The sequence below is a fragment of the Litoribacterium kuwaitense genome (assembly GCF_011058155.1).
Lineage (GTDB): Bacteria > Bacillota > Bacilli > Bacillales > DSM-28697 > Litoribacterium > Litoribacterium kuwaitense.
In genome coordinates, this window is the sequence record NZ_JAALFC010000039.1 from 1 (window position 1) to 20,445 (window position 20,445).

Sequence of the window (20,445 nt, forward strand, 5' to 3'; positions counted from 1 at the left end):
TTATTAAGCCAACAATTGAAACACATTCAAGACTTTCAAGTGGGGTAAAGAGTAGGGGCAGGAGCGAAGGGCTCCCACCCCAACTATTGACGTAGAACCTTTATTTTTCACAATTTCCCATAGTGTTCTCAAATTTATCCCACATTTTAAAGATATGCTATAAACAGTTCAAAAGAAAGCATCCTTATCACCAAGGTCAGCTTCATTCGCTTTACTTTTGATGTTCACAACTGTGAAAAACAGGGTATATATGCTGTAGTATTTATTAAAAAAGGAGTGCTTAAGGATGAGAGATGAGAAACATCATTCTTTCGAACACGAAAGCTCAGAGGAAAAGGTGATGCAGGCCGATACCTCAGCAGAGCAAGAAACAAACAGCGCTTCCGATCAAACCGAGCCCTATCAGCCATTAGAGATTACACCTTATCAGTATGAAGATAAGAGAAATATGGAGGATAAAAAGCCAAAAAAACAACGAAAATGGCTGAGCCCGCTTATCGGTGCTATTCTCGGTGGCGCCCTCGTATTTGGTATGACAACAGCAGATATTTTACCAGGTGCAGTGCAAAGTAGCCCAAATACAAACAATTCGATTACCGCTTCCCCGCCGCCTACAGCCACGCCGGTATCGACAACAAATGACTCACCAGGTAGCACGACTGCAGATATTGCTGAAGCGGTTATGCCTACGATTGTCGGGATTGTCAATTACCAAAAAGCTCAGCAATCCGGCTATCCTTGGTTTCCTCAACAATCGATGGAGGAATCCCAAGAAATCCAAGCCGGCACTGGATCGGGATTTATCTTTAAAAAAGAGGGTGGCAGCGCCTATATTGCGACAAACAACCATGTTGTTGAAGAAGCCAGCACTGTTCAAGTATCGTTACACAACGGCGAGGAGCGTGAAGCGGAAATTGTCGGCACAGATCCGCTCACTGACCTAGCTGTTTTAAAAATAGATGACGCAGGCATTGATAAGGTTGCCGAATTTGGTGAATCCTCGTCAATGCGTCCCGGTGAAAGAGCGATCGCCATCGGGAATCCTTTAGGTCTGACATTCTCTGGTACGGTGACAGAAGGTATTGTAAGCGGGCTGAATCGCTCTATCACCGTAAACACTTCTGCCGGTCCTTGGGAACTAAACGTACTGCAAACAGATGCTGCCATTAACCCTGGTAACAGCGGCGGTCCTTTACTTAATGAAGCTGGTCAAGTCATCGGCATCAACACGTTGAAATTAAAACAAGAAGGCATCGAAGGTCTTGGGTTTGCAATCCCGAGCGAAGATGCCCTCCCAATTATCAACGAACTGATGGAAAAAGGTGATGTGAGCCGACCTACACTCGGCGTACGCATTCTAGACGTGTCACAAATTCCACAAAACTTCCAAAAGAACACATTAGGACTATTTGGTGACATGTTAAACAATGGCGTATACGTTGATTCTATCGAACCAGGCTCAGCTGCTGAAGCTGCAGGTGTTCAAAGCGGGGACGTCATCATCTCCATCAATGAGCAAAAAATTGAAAGTGGATTTGAGCTACGGAGACTGCTGTATAAAGTATCTCCAGGAGATGATATTCAAATGAAAATTGTCCGTAATGGCGAAACGATTGAAGTATCTGCTCAGCTTAGTGACAAAGACATGGCAAGTCCAGAAACGTAACGCAGAAAAATAGGTAACTTAACTTCCTTTCCCTTCCCTAAATAAAATAATCGTATCAAAAAAAGCTCCGGTCTTCCCTAACCGGAGCTTTAATCTGTTACCAATCGTTTACATCCATCGTTGCCCTATGAACTGGAGTGCTATTGGAGTCTTCACTCGCTTTGCGCTAAGTCTGACAAGCGGTACAATACAGGCGTTAACGTTTTTAGACATTGACATCTCTCTTCATTGCTCATTCCACTTTTCTTCTAACAAAATGCCAATAACAAAAGCTCTGGTTGCCTCCAGAGCTTTTTGATTCGATCTATATAAACGATTTTTCTACCTTCTCTATTTTGTATATGTCTGCTTTTACAACATCGGCAAAATATAATTAATTAGAAACCAGAGAATACCAAAGAAAATAATTAAATAGGTTACATATTTGATCAAAGTGGAGGCTACTTTACTGGAGTCCGATTTCTTTTCACGGCTTTCAATATCTACGTCACGGTCATGTTGAGACATTTGCACTTCCTCCTTGTAAAAGGGTATGGTAGCAATTACCCCAAACCGGTGGAAGGCAAACGGCTATTCACTCACAGCGTCAAAACCTTTCGCTTGAATGGCTGCCACGAGCGCGTTTCGCTCAACATCGGACTCATGCTGTATTTCAACAGTCCCCCGCTCTAAGTGCGCCTCTGCCGCAGCTACACCTTGAACCTTTAAAACGGCTTGAGTAACTAATGTCTCACATTGATTGTACATCATGCCTTGGACACGTATGATTGTTTTTTCCACCTTGCAAAGGCCTCCTAATTTGCCTGTTTGTCATGCTGTAATGTGAAAACATCAACCTTAAAACACACCACTGTTAAAATTTATGTTTTCCGCATCAGACTGATCACATTCATCGGCAGCCTTCCTAGTCTATCCTTTGTCGAACTGTTTAAACACGCGCATTAATTCATCAATGGCTTCCTTTTCATCGCCATTTTTGATCGCATTTTTTACACAATGCCCTAAATGCTGTTCCAATAATTCGTAGCCTGTTTTACGCAATGCCGATTGAGCTGCAGACATTTGGATCAATATATCAACGCAGTAACGATCGTTCTCAATCATTTGCTGCAAACCTCGAATCTGCCCCTCGACTCTCCGTAAACGATGAAGAAGCATTGTCTTCTCCTCTTCATTACGATGCGTATGCTTCACATCATTTGACATTTGCCTTCCTCCTTTGGCAAAAGTATATACCCCCTCTTCGTATGTGTCAAAGCGTATATATTCATTCCATCAAGGTCTCCGTATATGTATCTTTACTCGATTTTACTGGATTCATTCCTTCTTCAAAAATAGAGCGAAAAAGAAAGATGAGAGCCTTCTTCAATCAAAAATTCTCCAGATTTTTGACAAACGCTCAACCGTTGCCCACTGCCTCGCTCGTCCTCTTATTCGTGTCTTCGCTCGCCTTCGCGCTTTGGCTGACAAGCGCTTAGATATGGTAAACAATTGGAGAAGCCCACACAAAAAAAGTGTAGACAAAATCAGGGATTGACTTTGGCCACACTCTGAAAGCCTTCTTCATTCCAAAAGGCTCCACTCTGTATACAACAGCAAATATTGCCCAACTCTCTAAAAGCCTTGCTGCCTAATAGACTCTATGCAATCGTTCCTACTTTCCTACCTCTGTGTTTACTTTGTAAAACGAGGTAGTTATGATATGCATTCAACAAATGGTCCAATTCTTGACTTGCTTGAATTGTTAATTCACCATTCAACCCATCTGTCTGGGCAATTTTTATCATCTCAGTTCTTTTTTCATGAATGCACATGAGATATTCATTTTTATCTACGACTTCCCACTCTAACAACTTCAACACCTCTTGGCTACATGGTTAATTCTATTATGTACAATTCTTGTCTAATTGAAAACTGTTTCAACAAAAATAGTGCTACAATGACAAAATTCTATTACTCTTCGACAAACAGCACTGCTCCTATATAACGCTATGACAATCATGACTTTTTTCTCAAGTCAGGACGATCGGCTTATCCGTTAGGAAAAAATAGAGCAGATAGTTCATCACGATGTTGAACTAAATCGTTTAGCGTATATTTTTCAAGCACTTGAAAATAAGCGGCAAGTGCTTCACCTAGAATGCCCTTCAGCCTACAAGACGGGGTGAGCACACATTGATTCTTCTCGGAGTTAAAGCACTCGACGAGATGAAAATCTTCTTCAACCTCTCTGACAAGCCAGGCGAGATTGATGTTTTCTGGCGCCTGAGCAAGTCGAATGCCACCATTTCTTCCACGAATGGTTTCGATAACGCCGACCTTTCCCAATTCGTATATGATTTTCATTAAGTGATTTTTTGAAATGTCGTAAGCATCAGCAATCTCCTGTATTGTCGTCAAGTCATTGGTATTTTTTGTCGCCAAATAAATTAACACACGCAGTGAATAATCTGTATAATGAGTCAATCTCATATAGGGGGCACAAGGGCTAGCACCCTTGGCACGACACCACCTTCCACGATAAGCTCTTCAGCTTGAACCTGTTCTTAACCAATCGCATTGTAACACAAAGAAGGCTAAATATCGGTTTTAATTGGCTGATGAAGAATACATTAGGACGTCAACGGGTATTTACTAACTATATTGGACTGATATGAGGTGAACTGATTTATGCCAACAAACCCAACAAATATTATCGACCCGAAAGATCGAAAAAATGTAGCACTTTTAATGATTGACGTGATTAACGATTTAGAATTTGCAGGCAGTGAGACACTTCAGCCCCAGCTAGATCCATTCATTAAAAACCTTTTAGCTATCCGTGACTATGCTACGATAAATAACTTCCCTGTCATTTATGTCAATGATAATTTCGGTAAATGGCAATCTGATTTTCACCAGCTTACCGAGCAAATCCTGCACGGACAATCGCCTGGCCAACCTATGGTCGAAGCGCTGCAGCCTCGAGCGGATGATTACGCTGTTGTAAAGCCAAAGCAGTCCGGTTTTTATTCAACACCTTTAGAGATGCTGCTTCAACATTTAAAATCAGATACTTTAATCTTAACGGGTCTGACAGGTGATCAATGCATCCTCTTTACAGCGATGGATGCGTATATGCGTAATTATCACCTGTATGTCCCTAAAGATTGTATCATTACGATGGACAAAGACATTGAGAAAAATGCATTAAGCATGATTGAAATGAATTTAAAAGCAGACATTACTCCATTTCAAAATCGTACACAAGACCATTGGCTTGGAAACTAAACGAAAGCTTATGCTAAAAAGAGTGTAGACAAAGCCCTTTTAGACTTTGTCTACACTCTTAATTGCTGATTTGGATGTATACCAGTCATCAAATATAGTGACAGGCATCGTCCGTTTATGACGCGATTTCAGATAGTGCGCTTCAATGCGCTCACTTGCTTCTCTGGACACATTTTGCCCTTCTAAATAATCATCAATTTGCTCATACGTGACACCAAGTGCTTCTTCATCAGGAAGCCCAGGTTTATCATCTTCCAAATCTGCGGTCGGCACCTTTTCATACAAAGCACGATCTGCGTTCAACTCTTGAAGCAGCGCTTTTCCTTGTCTCTTATTTAAACCAAATAACGGAGCAATGTCGCATGCACCGTCCCCAAACTTCGTATAAAATCCCGTAACCGCTTCGGCGGCATGATCAGTTCCAATGACTAAGAGCGCTTTCGCAGCAGCAATATCGTAATGAACCTTCATTCGTTCTCTTGCTTTAATGTTTCCTTTTAGAAAATCTGAAATTGGGTCACCCATACTTTTTCAAACGCATTGGCTGATGCATCAACTGCCGGTTTAATATTGACAGTCACCGTTTGGTCAGGCTTAATAAACGCCAAAGCCCGCTTAGCATCGTCTTCATCGTGCTGAATGCCATAGGGAAGGCGTAAAGCGATAAACAAATAGTTCTCTCCTGTTTCTTCACGAAGCGACTCAACGGTCAGCTGTGCCAATCTCCCAGCTAATGTAGAATCCTGCCCTCCACTAATGCCTAAGATAAAACCCTTCATCCCCGTCTGCTTCGCATAATCTTTCAAAAAAGTGACCCGCTTGTTGATTTCATCTGAAGGTGTAATCGTTGGCAGTACACCGAGATCGTTCATAATATGTTTTTGTAGCTCTCTCATCGTGCGGACAGCTCCTTTTCTTACATGATCTTTCTTTTGAATCCGTACACTCGTTGAAATTTCATTGAAGTTGCATTGACAGCCAATGCACTTGCAGAGAGGGGGTGAGAACATCGTGCGTGATGTGAATGTCTGTTTGATTAAGAGTTTCCCTAAACAAAACCTAAATATGCAAGGAATGTAGGTTTTTACGAAGAAGTCTTTGGCTGAATATATATGAAAGACAGCCTCAGCCTGATGCCAAACGTTTGCCCATCTCTCGCTTGTCTCCTCCAATAAGCCCGTGGTTCCACGCAAGCTTCACAGCTTATCTGACAAGGTTGAGAAGAATGCGTGTAGCAAGACAAGACGTTGAACAACTGTCACAAACCATCGAGTTTGTCCTCAGTTTAAAGCTGCCTTCATATGTCATTTGAAACTTATCGCGAAACAGCGATCGGCTTTCCAGCAGAGTTTGATGTATACGCTGCCTCATTCATTCGAGTCAGCTCAATCATATCCTCCGGCTGGATATCTGGTGCTGTAGCACGCAGAATTTGATCCGCCCATTGCTCCATAGGCATACGCGTTGGTGCTGGAAGGTCTTTAATTTCTTGCCATTCACCTGGCTTTTCACCGTGAATGGTGTTTAACCGCACAGATTCACCCTCCATTAAAAGGACACCGTGTGTACCATAAAGCTCTAAAAGAAACGGACTGCCGAAAGATACGAAAGACGTCTCTAGAATTCCGATGGCACCATTTTCGTACTGTACAGTGACGACTGCTTGATCTTCGACCTCATCAGCAAAATGCTTGCTCATGCGCGCTGACACCTCTTTAGCTGGTCCAGCAAGTCGATTGCTTAAGTAAATCGGATGTGCACCTAGGTCAATCAGTGCTCCTCCACCACACGTCTGAGGGTCATAAAAATGAGGAGGGAGCCAACCAGTCTTTTTGTTGCCTGCTGGAACACCACCGTTGTGCGCCATACGACAGCGTAGTGTCGTCAAATCACCAAGTAAGCCATCATCCATCGCTTTTTTAGCATAAAGGTAAAGGGATTGCGACAGTTGCGGTAAGGAAAGCATTAATTGAATGCCTTGCTCTTTCGCTTCAGCAATAACTTCTTCACAGTCTTCCGCCGTAAGCGCCAATACTTTTTCAGAAAAAATATGCTTTTTCGCCTTTGCTGCCTTTAACATAATGTCTCTATGCATCGAAGTTGGGGCATCAATGATGACACCATCAACGTCACTTCTAGCTAAAATATCATCAAGCTGTTCTTCAAAAGGTACGCCTAGTTCTTGTGCCCATGCGCGTCCTCTTTCTGCATCCTCATCCCATACGGCAGTAATTGAAATATCAGGGTGTTTCGCTGCTTGGTCTGCATAATCGGGGGCATGAACATGCCACTTACTTAACATCGCTACCTGAATCAACCTGAAAACCTCCTCTAAAATATGTATATATACGACCTATTTTACCAGAGGTGTGACAAATTGCGAGACATTTCGTCAGCCTACTCATCATCAGATCAAAAAAGCTACCCGCGGGGGACGGGTAGCCAAAAAAGGGGGAATACAACATTTTTTGTTGTTAGATCCATTGTTCCCCAAATCTTAAAAAACTATGCATGAAATGATCACAAAACTCATTTCGTCACGAGTTCAACATCGATATTGCCACTCGTTGCTTTTGAGTATGGGCATACTTCATGGGCTGCTTGTAATAATTCGTTCACTGTTTCATCAGCAAGACCCGGCACACTCGCTTCAAGCTTTACTGCCAACTTAAATCCACCATCACGCTCGTCTTCACCGATAGTCGCATGGGCTGTTATTTTTGCATCTTCGGGAACGGTTACTTTTTTCTTTCTCGCTACAAGACGAAACGCACTTTCAAAGCAAGCAGCATAGCCGGCAGCAAACAGCTGCTCCGGGTTGGTGGCTTCTTTACCAGGTCCTCCGAGTTCTTTAGGCATCGACACATCTAGGTTAATGATCCCGTCTGATGAACGCACATGCCCGTCTCGTCCACCTTGAGACGTCGCTGTTGCTGTATATAATGGTTTCATACTTGGCTCACTCCTCAAAAGGTTTTGTACTTGTATATTCACCTGCTGCTCTTTCAATAAACATTTGAATAGTAACCATGCCCACAGGTGTAGCTATGCCGTGGGCACGAAATCTTACATTATTGCATTGGGAACGTTTTTCTAACAAACGCTTCAACCTGGTGTGTAGTAGAAAAAGACAACATGTCTGCTTTCGCTTTTACGGCATCTTGTTTATTTGTCTCTAATAACTGACTTCTTGCTGGTAAAATAGACGTTGCGCTCATGCTAAATTCGTCAAGTCCAAGACCTAATAAAATAGGGATTGCTATTTCATCACCGGCCATTTCTCCACACATTCCAGCCCACTTGCCTTCTTGATGAGCGGCATCGATGACATTCGCAATGAGACGAAGCACCGCCGGGTGATAAGGTTGATACAGATATGACACCTGCTCGTTCATACGATCAGCAGCAAGCGTATATTGAATGAGATCATTCGTACCAATGCTAAAGAAATCAACTTCTTTGGCAAATTGATCGGCGAGCACTGCTGTCGACGGAATTTCCACCATAATCCCGACCTCAATCGTATTCGATACTTCAATTCCTTCAGCAAGCAATGCCTCTTTTTCTTCTTCTAATAAAGCTTTAGCTTCGCGAAACTCTTCCAGCGTAGCAATCATCGGAAACATGATTTTTAAATTGCCGTACACTGATGCACGAAGCAACGCCCGAAGTTGGGTACGAAAAATATCTGGCCGATCGAGACAGAGACGGATCGCACGATAACCGAGAAACGGATTCAATTCATCAGGGAGCTCAAGATACGGTAGCTCTTTGTCGCCACCAATATCAAGCGTACGGATGACAACCGGTTTTCCGTCCAGTCCTTCTAAGACCTTACGATAGCTCGTAAACTGCTCATCCTCCGTCGGTAGCTCATGCCGTCCCATATACAAAAATTCGGTCCGAAATAAACCAACGCCCTCTGCACCATTTGCTAAAACACCTTCAAGGTCAGCAGGCGTACCGATATTTGCTGCTAATTCAACATGCACCCCATCCGCGGTTTGCGTAGGCTCGTCCTTTAAGGTTGCCCAAGCCGCTTTTTTCTCTTCGTAGCGAGCACGCTTCTTTTGATATTCTTTAATTGTCGCTTCATCCGGTGACACAAGCAATTCACCATTGATTCCGTCCACGATAACGAGTGTTCCTTCAGCCACTTGTTCGGTCACAGAAGAGGTGCCCACGACTGCTGGAATTTCTAATGAACGAGCCATGATAGAGGAATGGGACGTTCTTCCACCTACATTCGTTACAAACCCTTGCACGAATTGTTTATTTAACTGTGCGGTATCAGAAGGGGTCAAATCGTCTGAAATGACGACGACTTCCTCTGAAATCGTGCTCGGATCTACAATAGTTACACCAAGTAAATGAGCCATTACTCGTTTCGTTACGTCTTTTATATCAGCAGCTCTTTCTTTCATATACGCGTTATCCATCGTCTCAAACATCGAGACAAATTGAGTGGCGATTTGGTCAAGAGCTTGCTCAGCATTCGTTTTTTCAGCTTTAATCTTTTCTTGAATCGGTTCAATAAATTCTGGATCAGACAACACTAAGAGGTGGGCTGAGAAAATTTCTGCCTCTTCGTTTCCTAACGTATTTTTTGTATGTTCTCGGACGACTTCCAACTCACTCTTTGCCACCTCAAGCGCTTGAACAAGCCGTTCAATTTCTTTTGCCGGATTATCAACAGTCTTTGACTCAAATGTTAAATCAGGTGCTTCTAGGATGAATGCTTTCGCAATCGCAATCCCATTGGATGCGGCAATTCCTTGGATTAACTTCGACATACTCTGCTCCACCCTTCCAAAAATTCAATGAACCTACATTTTATCAAATAAAAGTAATGCACCAAAACAAAAGATTTACGGCAGCCTTTTCAAGTTAACGTTCCGTCTTTTCACTAAGTGTTTCTTTCTTAATATAATGCCCTGTATCATCTTTTAAGGAACGTGTCAGCATACAGGCAAAAGTAAAGACGAGCCCAGCGCTACCGACCCATAACCCCCACTCTGTGGTTGGGTAGTAAATAAACCCAAATCCAGCAAAGAACAATCCTAAGGAAATTAGAAAAGGAAGGATGGACGCATTCGGCATATGGATATCAGCTAACGGCTCTGCAGGGGTCATCTGCCTCTGCCCGTCTTGTTTTTCCCTCCACCAAGCATCAAGACTTCGTACCAACGGCATTTGGGCGAAATTATAATGTGGCGGAGGTGATGGAATAGCCCATTCCAACGTCCTGCCATCCCACGGATCTCCATCCGCAAGCTGCTTTTTTGACACACTCGTATATAACACATTGATCAAAAAATGATTGAGGCGATTGCCATTAACAGTGCTCCGATACTGCTCACATAGTTTCCCAAATTAAAGCCTTCATCGGCACCATACGTAAAGTATCTTCTTGGAAAGCCCCATAAGCCGAGAAAATGCTGGATAAAAAAGGTCAAATGAAAACCGATCAGAAATAGCCAAAAAGTCCATTTCCCCATGCCCTCATGCAATTTCCGTCCAAACATTTTCGGCCACCAGTAATGTAGTCCAGCAAAAATACCGAAAGCCGTCCCACCGACAATCACATAATGAAAATGAGCGACAACAAAGTACGAATCGTGATATTGATAGTCAGCAGGTGCAGAAGCTAGCATGACCCCTGTGACTCCGCCCATAAGGAAGCTCGGGATAAACGCCGCACTCCAGAGCATCGCTGTCGTAAAGACGAGTTGCCCACCCCACATCGTAAATAACCAGTTAAAGATTTTGATCCCTGTCGGTACCGCAATCGCCATAGTCGCCACAGCAAAAATCGCATTAGCTAATGGACCGAGTCCAACGGTAAACATATGATGCGCCCACACCATAAAACCGAAAAAGCCGATAAGTAATACAGCAAAGACCATCGCTGTGTAGCCAAATAAACGTTTTCGTGAAAACGTGGCGATCACTTCTGAAAAAATTCCAAACGCTGGGAATATGAGAATATACACTTCTGGGTGTCCAAAAATCCAGAATAGGTGCTGCCAAATATGTATATTTCCACCCATATCCGTGGCAAACACATTTCCACCGAACAAACGATCAAACATCATTAACAAAAAGCCCCCGGTAAGTGCTGGAAAGGCAAAAAGAATCAATGCCGACGCGCCAAATGTCGTCCATGTAAAGAGAGGCATGCGCATGTAAGTCATACCAGGCGCACGCATATTAATAATGGTCACTAAAAAATTGATTCCACTGATCAATGTGCCAAACCCGCCAATTTGCAAGCCCATGACATAATAATCTATCCCTTCCCCGGGAGAGATGATGGATATCGGCGCATACGCTGTCCACCCTGCATCAGGCGCTCCACCAGTCAACCAGCTTAGGTTGACGAGCAGTCCGCCGAAAAAAAATAACCAAAAGCCGAGAGAGTTTAAAAAAGGGAAAGCGACGTCTCTCGCTCCGATTTGCAGTGGCACAATCGCATTCATCATGCCGAATAAAATCGGCAAAGCTGCTAAAAAAATCATCGTCGTTCCGTGCATCGTAAACATTTCATTATAGAGTTGTGCTGATAAGAAGTCGTTTTGCGGAAACATCAGCTGCCAGCGGATTAACAACGCTTCAATGCCTCCGATGAGAAAGAACATTCCCCCAACAATTAAGTAAAGCCTACCGATTTTTTTATGATCAACAGTCGTCATATAATCCCATAGGATTCCTGCCATGCTTGTCGGTTGCACGCTTCATGCCATCTCCTTTATATACATATTCATCTTCATCACAAAACAAAATTTAACGCGGTTCAGCGGTCTGTTCTCGCCCATGCCAGCTTTGAACGAGTGAGGCGGATACGTAAAAGAAAGCAATCCATTGCACACCGATAAACAGAAGGCCACCAGTCACAACATCTTGAGCGGTTAATAAAAGGGCTGTATGAGCAACGTATTGGGAAAAATCAACTACCGTAATGATCAAAAGCGCAATGTGCAAAAAAACATGTACAATAATTTCTGGCCTTCAGTGAACCGTTTTCTCCCGGGCACCCAATGAGTAATCGGCCACCACATACACAGCGCAAGTGCGGTTAGTAACGCGACAGATACCCAATGCCATACACTCGATAAAACCATCATCTCGAAAATACCTGGAAGGTGAATCAATAAATAAATAGACAAAAAGCCGATCCCTGCAACCATTGGCTGCGTCACACTACCGATGAAACGACGGCGTTTATAAGGCCACACGAGACGAGATACCGTAGAGGCAGACAAGCTTCGCAAGAATGCCGGCACAATAAAAAAGTACGTACACCCTTCACGAAGCAAACGAAATTGAAATGGAGACGAATCATCTAAAAGAAAAGCTGCCGGGCTTAGCCAAACTAACCAAATGATTGTCACTGCAATTGTGCGCCAAACACTTCTTCCCTTACCACGATACCAATATACGAGTGACATCAATATACCAGCCACACCACCAAGGATTGTGGCACTCCAAATCATCCATACAAGCATTCTTGCCCCCCTTTGTATCCTTTTTGTTTCAGTATCTTCCTCAAAGGGGACATTCATACGTAAATCGCTTGTTTTCTCTACTTTACTTCTAGACGCCTAAATTCAAGCAGCGGATCGCAAGACAAATCGCTCAGAATTTCATTGAACACTATAGGTTGATCCCATTTAGGGCAAAAAAAACAAGCCCCTATCAGAGTGCTTGTTTAAAAACCATATATTGAAAAGATGTTAATTCAAATTTTTACCATTTTATATCTTTGTCGTCATTAGAAATCAATGTTGGTCGCTTGATTAAGCGAAGTAAAAGCTTGCCGCAAGCGACTTTGATCAATTCCTGGAAGTGTCATTAGAGCCCCTAAAGCTCCGCTAAATTCTCCATAGTGCAGAAAAAGTGGATTCTTCCCTCTGTTAGGCGTATATTCAGCACACATTTGTTTTAGATGCGAATGAGATGAAAGCGTCGAACCGATATAGACGACGTCTTGGCAACCATACTGTTCAGCAACTTGCGCACTAATCGTTACAATACTTTCTCCGATCATACCTGTGATTGCCGCAAGCTGATCATCTGTGGAATGCTCTTCTTCATCTTGCGCCCAGGCTTTGGCAAAGTTACTTGCTGTTAAATGTCCCGGAATCGGTGGGGTGATTCCTTGATAAATATCTTGTACTGTAATATCAATCGAAGAACGTTGACCACGCAACGATCCAGCAACAATTTCGTCATAATCACGAATTCCAGTCAACAAATAAGCGAGGCCCATTAATGTACCGCCGCCAAGACCGATCCCTGCTGCTCGTACACTCTCCCCTTGACTAACGTAATGAATTGACGTGCCCGTACCGATATTCGTTAATATCCAGGAAGATATATCCGGATGCTGGCTCGCCATCAATTCACGAGCCCCAAGACAGGTCGCCTCAAATTCAGCCATTTTCTTCGTCTCTGGCGGAAGGTGCTGCCAATAGTAGTCCGCTTTTCCACCTGTAATGCACAAATGCTTCCCCTCAAGATCACGCCGGAGATGCTCGAGCACATTGAGAGCGTCACGATTCACCAGTTTCCGAAAAAATAAGCGGCCGTCGCTCCAATACACTAGCTTCACTAGTGTCCCGCCCGCATCAATTCCAACTCTAAAGGAAGTATCCATAGCTACCCTTCTTTCGTACATGATCACAAGTATAATCAAACCAAAGACCGATCAAATGGTCAACCTTTTTAAAATACCACGTTAACAGAAAAGGATGTATATATACGAGTAAAAGGCATAAGGTACGAGAAAAAACCTGCGACACTTAGAAAGTTCGCAGGTTTCTTGTTTAAGCTCTTATGAAGGTCTTTCTGGTTGGGATGATGTCTCAGACGCTTCAACAGAACGATTGACATTTGACAACACTTGCTGACCGTTTTTCTCTGCGACGCTCTGTAAAATCCCCGTCAAATCAATTCCGGAAACATCTTTTAACGATTCTGGAAGCTGGGACATCAGTGACGTCACATATTGACTCACTTTATTAGCTCCTCCTCCATCTCCACCTTGGTCAACGACGGTGATTTTATCAATATTTTGCATTGGGGCAGCAATCTTTTCCGCGTATTCGGGAAGCATGCTCGTAATCATATCCAAAATCGCGGCTTCATCATATTTCGCCATCGCTTCCGCTAATTTTTCTTTCGCTTCAGCTTCCGCTACACCTTTCGCCTTAATCGCCTCAGCTTCAGCAAGCCCGCGCTGACGGGTAGCTTCGGCTTCTGCTTCCCCATCGAGGCGCACTTTAGCAGACGCTGCTTCAGCTTGGCGAATACTTGTTAATTTACTAGCTTCAGCACGCTGTTCTTCTGCATATCGTTCAGCATCCGCTTTCTTTTTCACTTCTGCATCATACTGACGCTCACTACGCAAAATTTCTCTCTCTTCCAGTTCGATCGCTTTTTGCTTTTTCACTATCTCAATTTGCATCTCTTCTTCAGTGACTTCCTGTTTGGAGCGTGCCGACTGCAATTCGTAAGAAACATCTGCTTCGGCTTTTGCCTGATCCTGTTCTTTTTTATATGACGCGACTTTCATTTCCTTATTTTTACTTGCTTCAGCAATATGTGTATCGCGAAGAAGTTCGGCCTTTTGCGACTCTTCATCCGCTTGCGCCTTACGAATTCGCGCATCCCGCATCGCTTCAGCCTCCGAAATATCGGCATCACGTTTCACTTCTGCGATGCGCGGTTTTCCTAACGCTTCTAAGTATCCATTTTCATCGCGTAAATCTTTAATCGTAAATGAAACGATTTGCATACCCATTTTGTCTAAATCAACAGCAGCCTGCCCTTGAACTTCTTGAGCAAAGCGCTCACGATTTTTATAAATTTCTTCGACCGTCATCGTTCCAAGAATGGCTCGCAAATGACCTTCAAGCACTTCTTGAGCCTCATTTCTAAGCTCACTATCTTCTTTGCCAAGAAACTGTTCAGACGCCGTAGCAATGCTCTCGGTTGTATTTTTCACTTTAATAATTGCGGTTCCATCAGCCATGACCGGAACGCCATTTTCGGTATACACATTCGGCGTAGACACATCCAGCTTATGAGATCGTAGACTAATTAATTCGAATTGCTGAAAAATTGGCAGGATAAAGGCACCGCCGCCACGAACAATTTTAATTTTTCCACCTGACTCATCAGTAAAAGTGTTCCTGTTTCCTAAAAAACTACCTGTGACAATCATTGCATCATCGGCCCCAACTGTCTTATAACGCAGAGCAAATGTCGCTGCCAGTAAAACGAAAACCGCTCCCACAGCGCCAATTATAACGATCACATCACCCAGTTTACAATTCCTCCTCTTCTTGAAATGGTGTCACATACATACTCTCATCAATTTGTACAACGACGACTTTTACCCCTTGTGGAATCGGCTTTTGGTCAAAGCTTTTCGCCGCCTCATTTCGACTGCCACTGACTGATTCGAAAAAGACTTCACCGTAGCCATCTGGAGGAATAGATGTGATGACCTCACCAATCCGTCCTTCTAAATCATAGATCGAATGCGCACTTGAAGACTCTGCCTGTTGAAGTGGAATCACGAGGAAATAATAAAGAACAATATAAGAGAACACACCAATTAGCACACTAATGAAGAATCCCCAAAAATGCGATAAACCAGTAAATCGATCCAACAATAGGCCGCTGGCGGCAATCATCGTAAACGTTCCAAACAAAAGCATTGGATGGAAGAAACCGTCCAATAGCCCTTCAAAAATATCGCCAAAAATAAAATAAAGCACTGCCGCAACAACCGAAATCCCTAATACCCACCAATAGATCGTCTCTACAACAATTTTCCTCACCCCTCACGCCTAAGCTACTACTTGATTTACGTACAATCCATGTAAAAAGTTTCAAATAAACGAAAAAAAGACCCTTATTCTTCAAAAAGTGGGTCTTAGTCAATAGAAGTCGTAGATGAATCATTCGTTTAAAAGCTCCAGCCCATATAAGCAAGCCACGAGCTAATTTTACTTAACCCTCCGGTAAATAAAAGGAGTCCTAAAGCAACCATAATTCCCCCATTGACTTTGTTCAGTGTGGGTAAGACACGATTGATTTTTTGCATGACCGTTCTTTTATTCGTTAATAACAGGGCCACCACAATGAAAGGAATTCCCATACCGAGAGAGTAAATAAGGAGGAGAAGCGCGCCTTCACCTACCGAGTTTTGCATACTCGCTAAAGTCATAATGGAACCGAGCGTCAAACCAACACATGGCGACCAGCCAAAAGCAAAAGTCATGCCCACAAGCGCTGACCGAAACGAATTCGTAACCTTTCCTTTTTTCGTATTCAGTCTTTTTTCCATCATAAGAAAACGGAATTGGAGCAAGCCTAGCATCTGTAGACCAAAGATGATAATTAATAAGCCGCCAAGACGAGCTAGCATGAGCTTATTTGTAAATAAAAACGATCCGATGCCCGTGGCAAAGACTCCTAAACCGATAAAGACGATTGTGAACCCGATAATAAAACCGATCGAACGCTGTAATACGATGTTCTTCTTGAGTTCACTCGTCGAGCCCATAGAGCCAGTGATATTCGCAACAAATGCAGGCAGCAACGGAAAGACACATGGCGAAAAAAATGAAAGCAATCCTGCAATAAACGCAGCAAAAATCGACACTTCCGCTCCCAAAACGTAAGAGCCCTCCTTTTCTTAACTAAAACCGTTAAGCAGTCTGCCCTTATCGTACGTTTATAGGAAAACGATGTCAATGAAAGTTGCAGAACTGTCACAAATCATCCATTTGTTCCAACGCTTAACAACATTCTCAAAAGAAAACCTCCATTGGTCGATCTTCGACACAGTGGAGGTCACTTTAGCTCATTCTCAATCTTAATGAAATATTGGCTCTGTCATCAATTTGTATAACTGGACGGCTTCCTCTTGACGAGTTAAAGCGCGCTCTGAATGATAGTTGTACACCCCATTTTCTTCACTTACTTCAGGTCCGTAGTAGCCTAGAGAAATCATTGCTTTCACAGGCTGTTCTGCCCATGGCGACACTTCTCCAGTAAGTTGAATGTGATCGACGTTTACGGCCGGCAAGACTTGTCCAACGCTTCGCCAAACAATCGTCGCCGCTTCTTCTCGTTCAATAGGCTCATCCGGGTGAAATTCCCCTTCAGGTGTACCGGTTATTAAGCCTAGCTCATAAGCCGCTTGAATATATCCGGCCGCTGGGTGACCTTTGGCATCGGTAAACTGTACCGGATTTGTACTTTCAGGAACACCGCTTGCATGAAGCATACGCTCAATATACTCCCCCCGAGTCACCGGCTTTTCAGGCTGAAAGAACTGATCTGGATCGTTGTCATAAATGCCAATCGACTGCATCTTTAAAATATACGGGGTGAACCGGCTGTCTTCAGCAATATCACGAAATCCTTTTGGTTCCACGCCTTTTTCTGAATAGCCCAAAGGATTGATAAATGGCTCCTTCATATAAGAAACGTAACCTTCTTGTCGATTGAAGGCAACGAGCAAACCAGTTGCCTCATCCATAAAAAGATCAGGCGCAGCAGGAATCAGAAGGCTTTCACCAAGCAAAGAACTTTTAAAAGTCAGCGTCTCATCTTCGTTGACTGTCACCTCATGAACGATACTTTTCATCCGCAAGTCGTTGTAAAGACCTTCATAAGCCATCAGTTCTTCTTTCGTTGGCTGGTAATCTTCAAAGGACAACGGCTTGGTGAACTCAGGCAAAAAGGTGCCCATAAATTTGTTATACAGCTGATTTCGCAATGTGCTGCTCTGTGTAGATGTGACAAACACGCCAATGTCTTCTTCAGGTACCATCCACAAGTAGGATGAGTAACCTGGCAAATCTCCCGCTTTCGTAATCACCTCATCACTGCTTCCAGCAAAAGGAATTTGGAATGGCGCTTCAAATCCATACGTAGTATCGGGAATTGTTTCATGAATACGCTGGCGATAAGGAATCATTGCCTCAATTACATCTTCTGAAAGAACATCATGTGTCTCATCTGTCCCCTCAAGAAACGCATTCATAAACAAGCTCATATCTGATGCCGTCGTCAGCAAACCACCATGCGGCATCACAGTTGGTAGCATCGTGTATGGCTCCATCGGTGTATCCGGACCCGTATAACCTGTCGCCATTCTCGGCACAAGGTCTTCGTCAAACACAAACGTACTATTATCCATACCTAGCGGTTGAAACATGTGCTCCTCCATATATGTTTCAAACGGCATGCCACTGACATTTTGCACAATTAGCCCTTGTAGTAGCGAAGCAAAGTTACCATATAAATATGATGTGCCTGGCTCTCTAAGGACAGGTGGCATATTTTCTCTGACATACGCTTCAATAGAGACTTTTTTCTCAAAATCAAATTGAATGTCTGTTTGTTTAGGATCACGCACTTCAAAACCGGTCGTATGCGCTAATAAATCGGCGATCGTCACTGGCTCATCGTATGGATTTTCAAAAGGAATACCTGGCAAATATAGACGTATATCATCTTCAATATCCAATGCACCCTCTTCTACCAATTGAAGCACCGCCGCGGCTGTAAACACTTTAGAAACAGATGCTACCCGAAACAGTGTATTTTCAGCATCCACCGCCTCATTTGCTTCTTTATTCGCATAACCATAGGAAGATTCCGCTAAAACTTCCCCGTCCTTTACTATTGAAACCGCAGCTCCGGTAAAGAGCGCTGGCCTCTCTGCAAAAAATCATCTAAAAACGCCTGTGCTGATTCCTCTGTCAGCGCCTTTTTCTCTGCTGCGGAAACATTGGATAGAGGAGCCATTGCACTGAATGTAACGACAATTGAAAAAAATAATAACGTGAGACGATGTACATGTATCTTCTTCATGAAATCCTCCTATGACATAGACTATTAAGTATATTGTACACTATAGACTACGAAATTGGAGAGAGTGAAGTTTCAATATGTTGTAAAAAGAATCTTTCATAGATCTAAATGAGCAATTCGTAAAAAAATAGACAAAGCCGAAATTGACTTTGTTCAACTTTGTCCATATTGGTAACTCTCCTGCTTTTCTGCCTAGCTTGAAAAAAACGCTTGTCAGCCTAGCCTGAAGATAAGCGAAGATTCGAATAGAACCCTCCGTTTATCAGGGAACGAAGAAGAGTGAAAGCGCTCGTCAACGATCTATCGCCTCAGCGTCGCTTCCATTAAGGTGTTTTAAGCTCATCAACTTTTACAGCTGCATCGCTTTGAATATCCTCTGTCACAGACACGTCTGTAATGACTTGGGCCTGAGCACGATCTTCTGGTGGAGCGATTAATGCTAACGTCACAAGAGCAGTGCCGTCCTCATACTGCACATCTTCAACTTCAAGTGAAAAGCCTGCCGTCGGTGCCTGTACAGTAAAAGTTACTTGCTTCATGTCATCTTCATTTTCTTCGGCCACGGCTTCTTCTCTAACCTCTACACTACCCACTTGTCCTGGTGCGTCTGCATATCTCTGAATATATTCTCTAGCTTCATAAAGCCATTTTGCCGCCTCTCCACGAGTGATTTCTCGTTGCGGATAGAAGTTTCCGTCCTTATCCAACTCAGCAATGCCGCTAATGAGCAGTCCTTGAAGATTTCCAGCATACGCTTCTGTTGCTTCTTCTGCATCATTAATAACAATAAATTGTTTCGTCAATGGATAGTTTCCTGTTTTGCCGACAGCATCAAACAAAAGGCTCCCAAATGCTTCACGCGTCATCGGATCGCTCGGATTCAATCCTTCTAGATCGAGATGATTAAATTCTAACGTATTCATTGCCTCAGCATACCAGCTAGAAGAATCCGCCATGAAATTGGACGGCAATGGCAAGCCTTGTGCAAGCAACGTAGCCGCCTGTGCGTAAGTTAACGACACGTCAGGATGATACTCACCGTTTCCTAACCCTGAAATGACGCCCTCCTCTTCTAAAGCCGAAATCGCGTCGTCATGCTCATGTCCTTCTGTATCAGAAAAAGCGGCTACAGGAGATACGAAAAGGACAGTTGCAAGCGCAGTTGTTGAAATCATTTGCATTGTTTTATTCACGTTGATCACCTCATATTTTTTTCACTTGCATCAATATAGTCGATTGGCGTTTAAAAAGGTTACACTTTTTATCAATCGTGAATTTATTTACAACCACTTGTCTTTCAAAACTTACTGGCTTAAATGTGTGTTGAAGAATTGGCTCAAAAACCTTACGCTTCTGCGATAAGCACTCTTTTAGATAGACTCTTCGATTTCTGTTCCTGGAGGGGTCTTTTCATCCGACGTCGTCCATACACCGAACATGACCATCCCAAGTACACCTACAAAGAATACTGCCATTAACCAACGACGCATCCCTCTCACTCCTTTACTTTGATATAGAAAAGATGCCTAGGGCTTGAGAACCGCAAATGGTTTCTCAGAGAAGCCCTTGACACCTTTTTAATCAATGCGATGACCTTATTATATAGGCAGTCA

Annotated in this window: 19 protein-coding genes and 2 pseudogenes; 2 read left to right on the forward strand and 19 right to left on the reverse strand. The window is 43.3% G+C overall.

All coding sequences use genetic code 11. From position 1 onward, the window contains the following. The first annotated feature begins 286 nt into the window (after positions 1-286). A complete protein-coding gene (locus G4V62_RS15580; protein WP_165203800.1) occupies positions 287-1,666 on the forward strand; it encodes a S1C family serine protease in 1,380 nt (459 codons plus the stop codon). Between the two features lie 351 nt (positions 1,667-2,017). On the opposite strand, the gene G4V62_RS15585 is transcribed toward G4V62_RS15580, so the two are convergent. The 5 genes from G4V62_RS15585 to G4V62_RS15605 form a co-directional block, all read right to left on the reverse strand. Further along, positions 2,018-2,173 (reverse strand): hypothetical protein, encoded by a 156-nt coding sequence (locus G4V62_RS15585; protein WP_165203802.1) that lies wholly within the window; start codon positions 2,171-2,173, stop codon positions 2,018-2,020. A 63-nt stretch (positions 2,174-2,236) separates the two neighbouring features. Continuing rightward, positions 2,237-2,446, reverse strand: a complete 210-nt coding sequence (locus G4V62_RS15590; RefSeq protein WP_165203804.1) for a heavy-metal-associated domain-containing protein — start codon at positions 2,444-2,446, stop codon at positions 2,237-2,239. 129 nt (positions 2,447-2,575) lie between these two features. Continuing rightward, the gene (locus tag G4V62_RS15595) at positions 2,576-2,872 is read right to left on the reverse strand and encodes a metal-sensitive transcriptional regulator (protein WP_165203806.1); all 297 of its coding nucleotides are present in this window, start codon (positions 2,870-2,872) and stop codon (positions 2,576-2,578) included. Between the two features lie 434 nt (positions 2,873-3,306). Then, positions 3,307-3,519 carry an aspartyl-phosphate phosphatase Spo0E family protein gene (locus G4V62_RS15600; protein WP_246218473.1) on the reverse strand — a complete coding sequence of 71 codons (213 nt, stop codon included), beginning with the start codon at positions 3,517-3,519 and terminating at the stop codon, positions 3,307-3,309. Positions 3,520-3,697: 178 nt separating this feature from the next. Then, positions 3,698-4,138 carry an RrF2 family transcriptional regulator gene (locus G4V62_RS15605; RefSeq protein ID WP_165203808.1) on the reverse strand — a complete coding sequence of 147 codons (441 nt, stop codon included), beginning with the start codon at positions 4,136-4,138 and terminating at the stop codon, positions 3,698-3,700. Positions 4,139-4,336: 198 nt separating this feature from the next. Here G4V62_RS15605 and G4V62_RS15610 point away from each other — a divergent pair, with 198 nt between their 5' ends. Continuing rightward, positions 4,337-4,936, forward strand: coding sequence for a cysteine hydrolase family protein (locus G4V62_RS15610; protein ID WP_165203810.1), 600 nt, complete (start codon positions 4,337-4,339; stop codon positions 4,934-4,936). A gap of 39 nt (positions 4,937-4,975) precedes the next feature. Here the strand turns inward: G4V62_RS15610 and nadE are convergent. The 14 genes and pseudogenes from nadE to G4V62_RS15680 all read right to left on the reverse strand — a co-directional run bounded on the left by nadE (position 4,976) and on the right by G4V62_RS15680 (position 20,025). After that, positions 4,976-5,832 (reverse strand): annotated as a pseudogene (gene nadE, locus G4V62_RS15615) (NAD(+) synthase). Positions 5,833-6,251: 419 nt separating this feature from the next. Then, positions 6,252-7,253 carry a Gfo/Idh/MocA family protein gene (locus G4V62_RS15620; RefSeq protein ID WP_165203812.1) on the reverse strand — a complete coding sequence of 334 codons (1,002 nt, stop codon included), beginning with the start codon at positions 7,251-7,253 and terminating at the stop codon, positions 6,252-6,254. 212 nt (positions 7,254-7,465) lie between these two features. Beyond that, positions 7,466-7,888: an organic hydroperoxide resistance protein gene (locus G4V62_RS15625; protein WP_165203814.1), complete on the reverse strand. Its 423-nt coding sequence runs from the start codon at positions 7,886-7,888 to the stop codon at positions 7,466-7,468. 119 nt (positions 7,889-8,007) lie between these two features. Then, positions 8,008-9,729, reverse strand: coding sequence for a phosphoenolpyruvate--protein phosphotransferase (gene ptsP, locus G4V62_RS15630; RefSeq protein WP_165203816.1), 1,722 nt, complete (start codon positions 9,727-9,729; stop codon positions 8,008-8,010). 94 nt (positions 9,730-9,823) lie between these two features. Continuing rightward, a pseudogene (locus G4V62_RS15635) lies at positions 9,824-11,652 on the reverse strand (cytochrome c oxidase subunit I). 67 nt (positions 11,653-11,719) lie between these two features. Continuing rightward, a complete protein-coding gene (locus G4V62_RS15640) occupies positions 11,720-11,902 on the reverse strand; it encodes a hypothetical protein (RefSeq protein WP_165203818.1) in 183 nt (60 codons plus the stop codon). Then, positions 11,899-12,441, reverse strand: a complete 543-nt coding sequence (locus G4V62_RS15645; RefSeq protein WP_165203820.1) for a cytochrome c oxidase assembly protein — start codon at positions 12,439-12,441, stop codon at positions 11,899-11,901. Before G4V62_RS15645 ends, G4V62_RS15640 begins: the two co-directional genes overlap by 4 nt. Before the next feature lie 266 nt (positions 12,442-12,707). Continuing rightward, positions 12,708-13,592: a type II pantothenate kinase gene (gene coaW / locus G4V62_RS15650; RefSeq protein WP_165203822.1), complete on the reverse strand. Its 885-nt coding sequence runs from the start codon at positions 13,590-13,592 to the stop codon at positions 12,708-12,710. A 177-nt stretch (positions 13,593-13,769) separates the two neighbouring features. Further along, positions 13,770-15,263: a flotillin lipid rafts scaffold protein FloT gene (gene floT, locus G4V62_RS15655; protein WP_165203850.1), complete on the reverse strand. Its 1,494-nt coding sequence runs from the start codon at positions 15,261-15,263 to the stop codon at positions 13,770-13,772. Between the two features lies 1 nt (position 15,264). Further along, the gene (locus G4V62_RS15660; RefSeq protein WP_165203824.1) at positions 15,265-15,783 is read right to left on the reverse strand and encodes an NfeD family protein; all 519 of its coding nucleotides are present in this window, start codon (positions 15,781-15,783) and stop codon (positions 15,265-15,267) included. A 128-nt stretch (positions 15,784-15,911) separates the two neighbouring features. After that, positions 15,912-16,622 carry a cytochrome c biogenesis CcdA family protein gene (locus tag G4V62_RS15665; protein ID WP_165203826.1) on the reverse strand — a complete coding sequence of 237 codons (711 nt, stop codon included), beginning with the start codon at positions 16,620-16,622 and terminating at the stop codon, positions 15,912-15,914. A gap of 201 nt (positions 16,623-16,823) precedes the next feature. Next, positions 16,824-18,644, reverse strand: coding sequence for a serine hydrolase domain-containing protein (locus G4V62_RS20675; RefSeq protein WP_312855513.1), 1,821 nt, complete (start codon positions 18,642-18,644; stop codon positions 16,824-16,826). After that, entirely contained in the window at positions 18,641-18,832 is a 192-nt protein-coding gene (locus tag G4V62_RS15675; RefSeq protein WP_165203830.1) for a hypothetical protein, read from the reverse strand. The genes G4V62_RS20675 and G4V62_RS15675 overlap by 4 nt, the downstream gene beginning before the upstream one ends. A 323-nt stretch (positions 18,833-19,155) precedes the next feature. Continuing rightward, positions 19,156-20,025, reverse strand: a complete 870-nt coding sequence (locus tag G4V62_RS15680; protein WP_165203832.1) for an S-layer homology domain-containing protein — start codon at positions 20,023-20,025, stop codon at positions 19,156-19,158. Between the last annotated feature and the right edge of the window lie 420 nt (positions 20,026-20,445).

What these genes read in the sequence shown, in the direction of transcription:
- G4V62_RS15610 (WP_165203810.1), top strand. Translation starts at nt 4,337, where the DNA reads ATGCCAACAAACCCAACAAATATTATCGACCCGAAAGATCGAAAAAAT.
- G4V62_RS15605 (WP_165203808.1), bottom strand. Translation starts at nt 4,138, where the DNA reads ATGAGATTGACTCATTATACAGATTATTCACTGCGTGTGTTAATTTAT.
- ptsP (WP_165203816.1), bottom strand. Translation starts at nt 9,729, where the DNA reads ATGTCGAAGTTAATCCAAGGAATTGCCGCATCCAATGGGATTGCGATT.
- G4V62_RS15585 (WP_165203802.1), bottom strand. Translation starts at nt 2,173, where the DNA reads ATGTCTCAACATGACCGTGACGTAGATATTGAAAGCCGTGAAAAGAAA.
- G4V62_RS15625 (WP_165203814.1), bottom strand. Translation starts at nt 7,888, where the DNA reads ATGAAACCATTATATACAGCAACAGCGACGTCTCAAGGTGGACGAGAC.
- G4V62_RS15675 (WP_165203830.1), bottom strand. Translation starts at nt 18,832, where the DNA reads ATGAAGAAGATACATGTACATCGTCTCACGTTATTATTTTTTTCAATT.
- G4V62_RS15580 (WP_165203800.1), top strand. Translation starts at nt 287, where the DNA reads ATGAGAGATGAGAAACATCATTCTTTCGAACACGAAAGCTCAGAGGAA.
- G4V62_RS15645 (WP_165203820.1), bottom strand. Translation starts at nt 12,441, where the DNA reads ATGCTTGTATGGATGATTTGGAGTGCCACAATCCTTGGTGGTGTGGCT.
- coaW (WP_165203822.1), bottom strand. Translation starts at nt 13,592, where the DNA reads ATGGATACTTCCTTTAGAGTTGGAATTGATGCGGGCGGGACACTAGTG.
- G4V62_RS15595 (WP_165203806.1), bottom strand. Translation starts at nt 2,872, where the DNA reads ATGTCAAATGATGTGAAGCATACGCATCGTAATGAAGAGGAGAAGACA.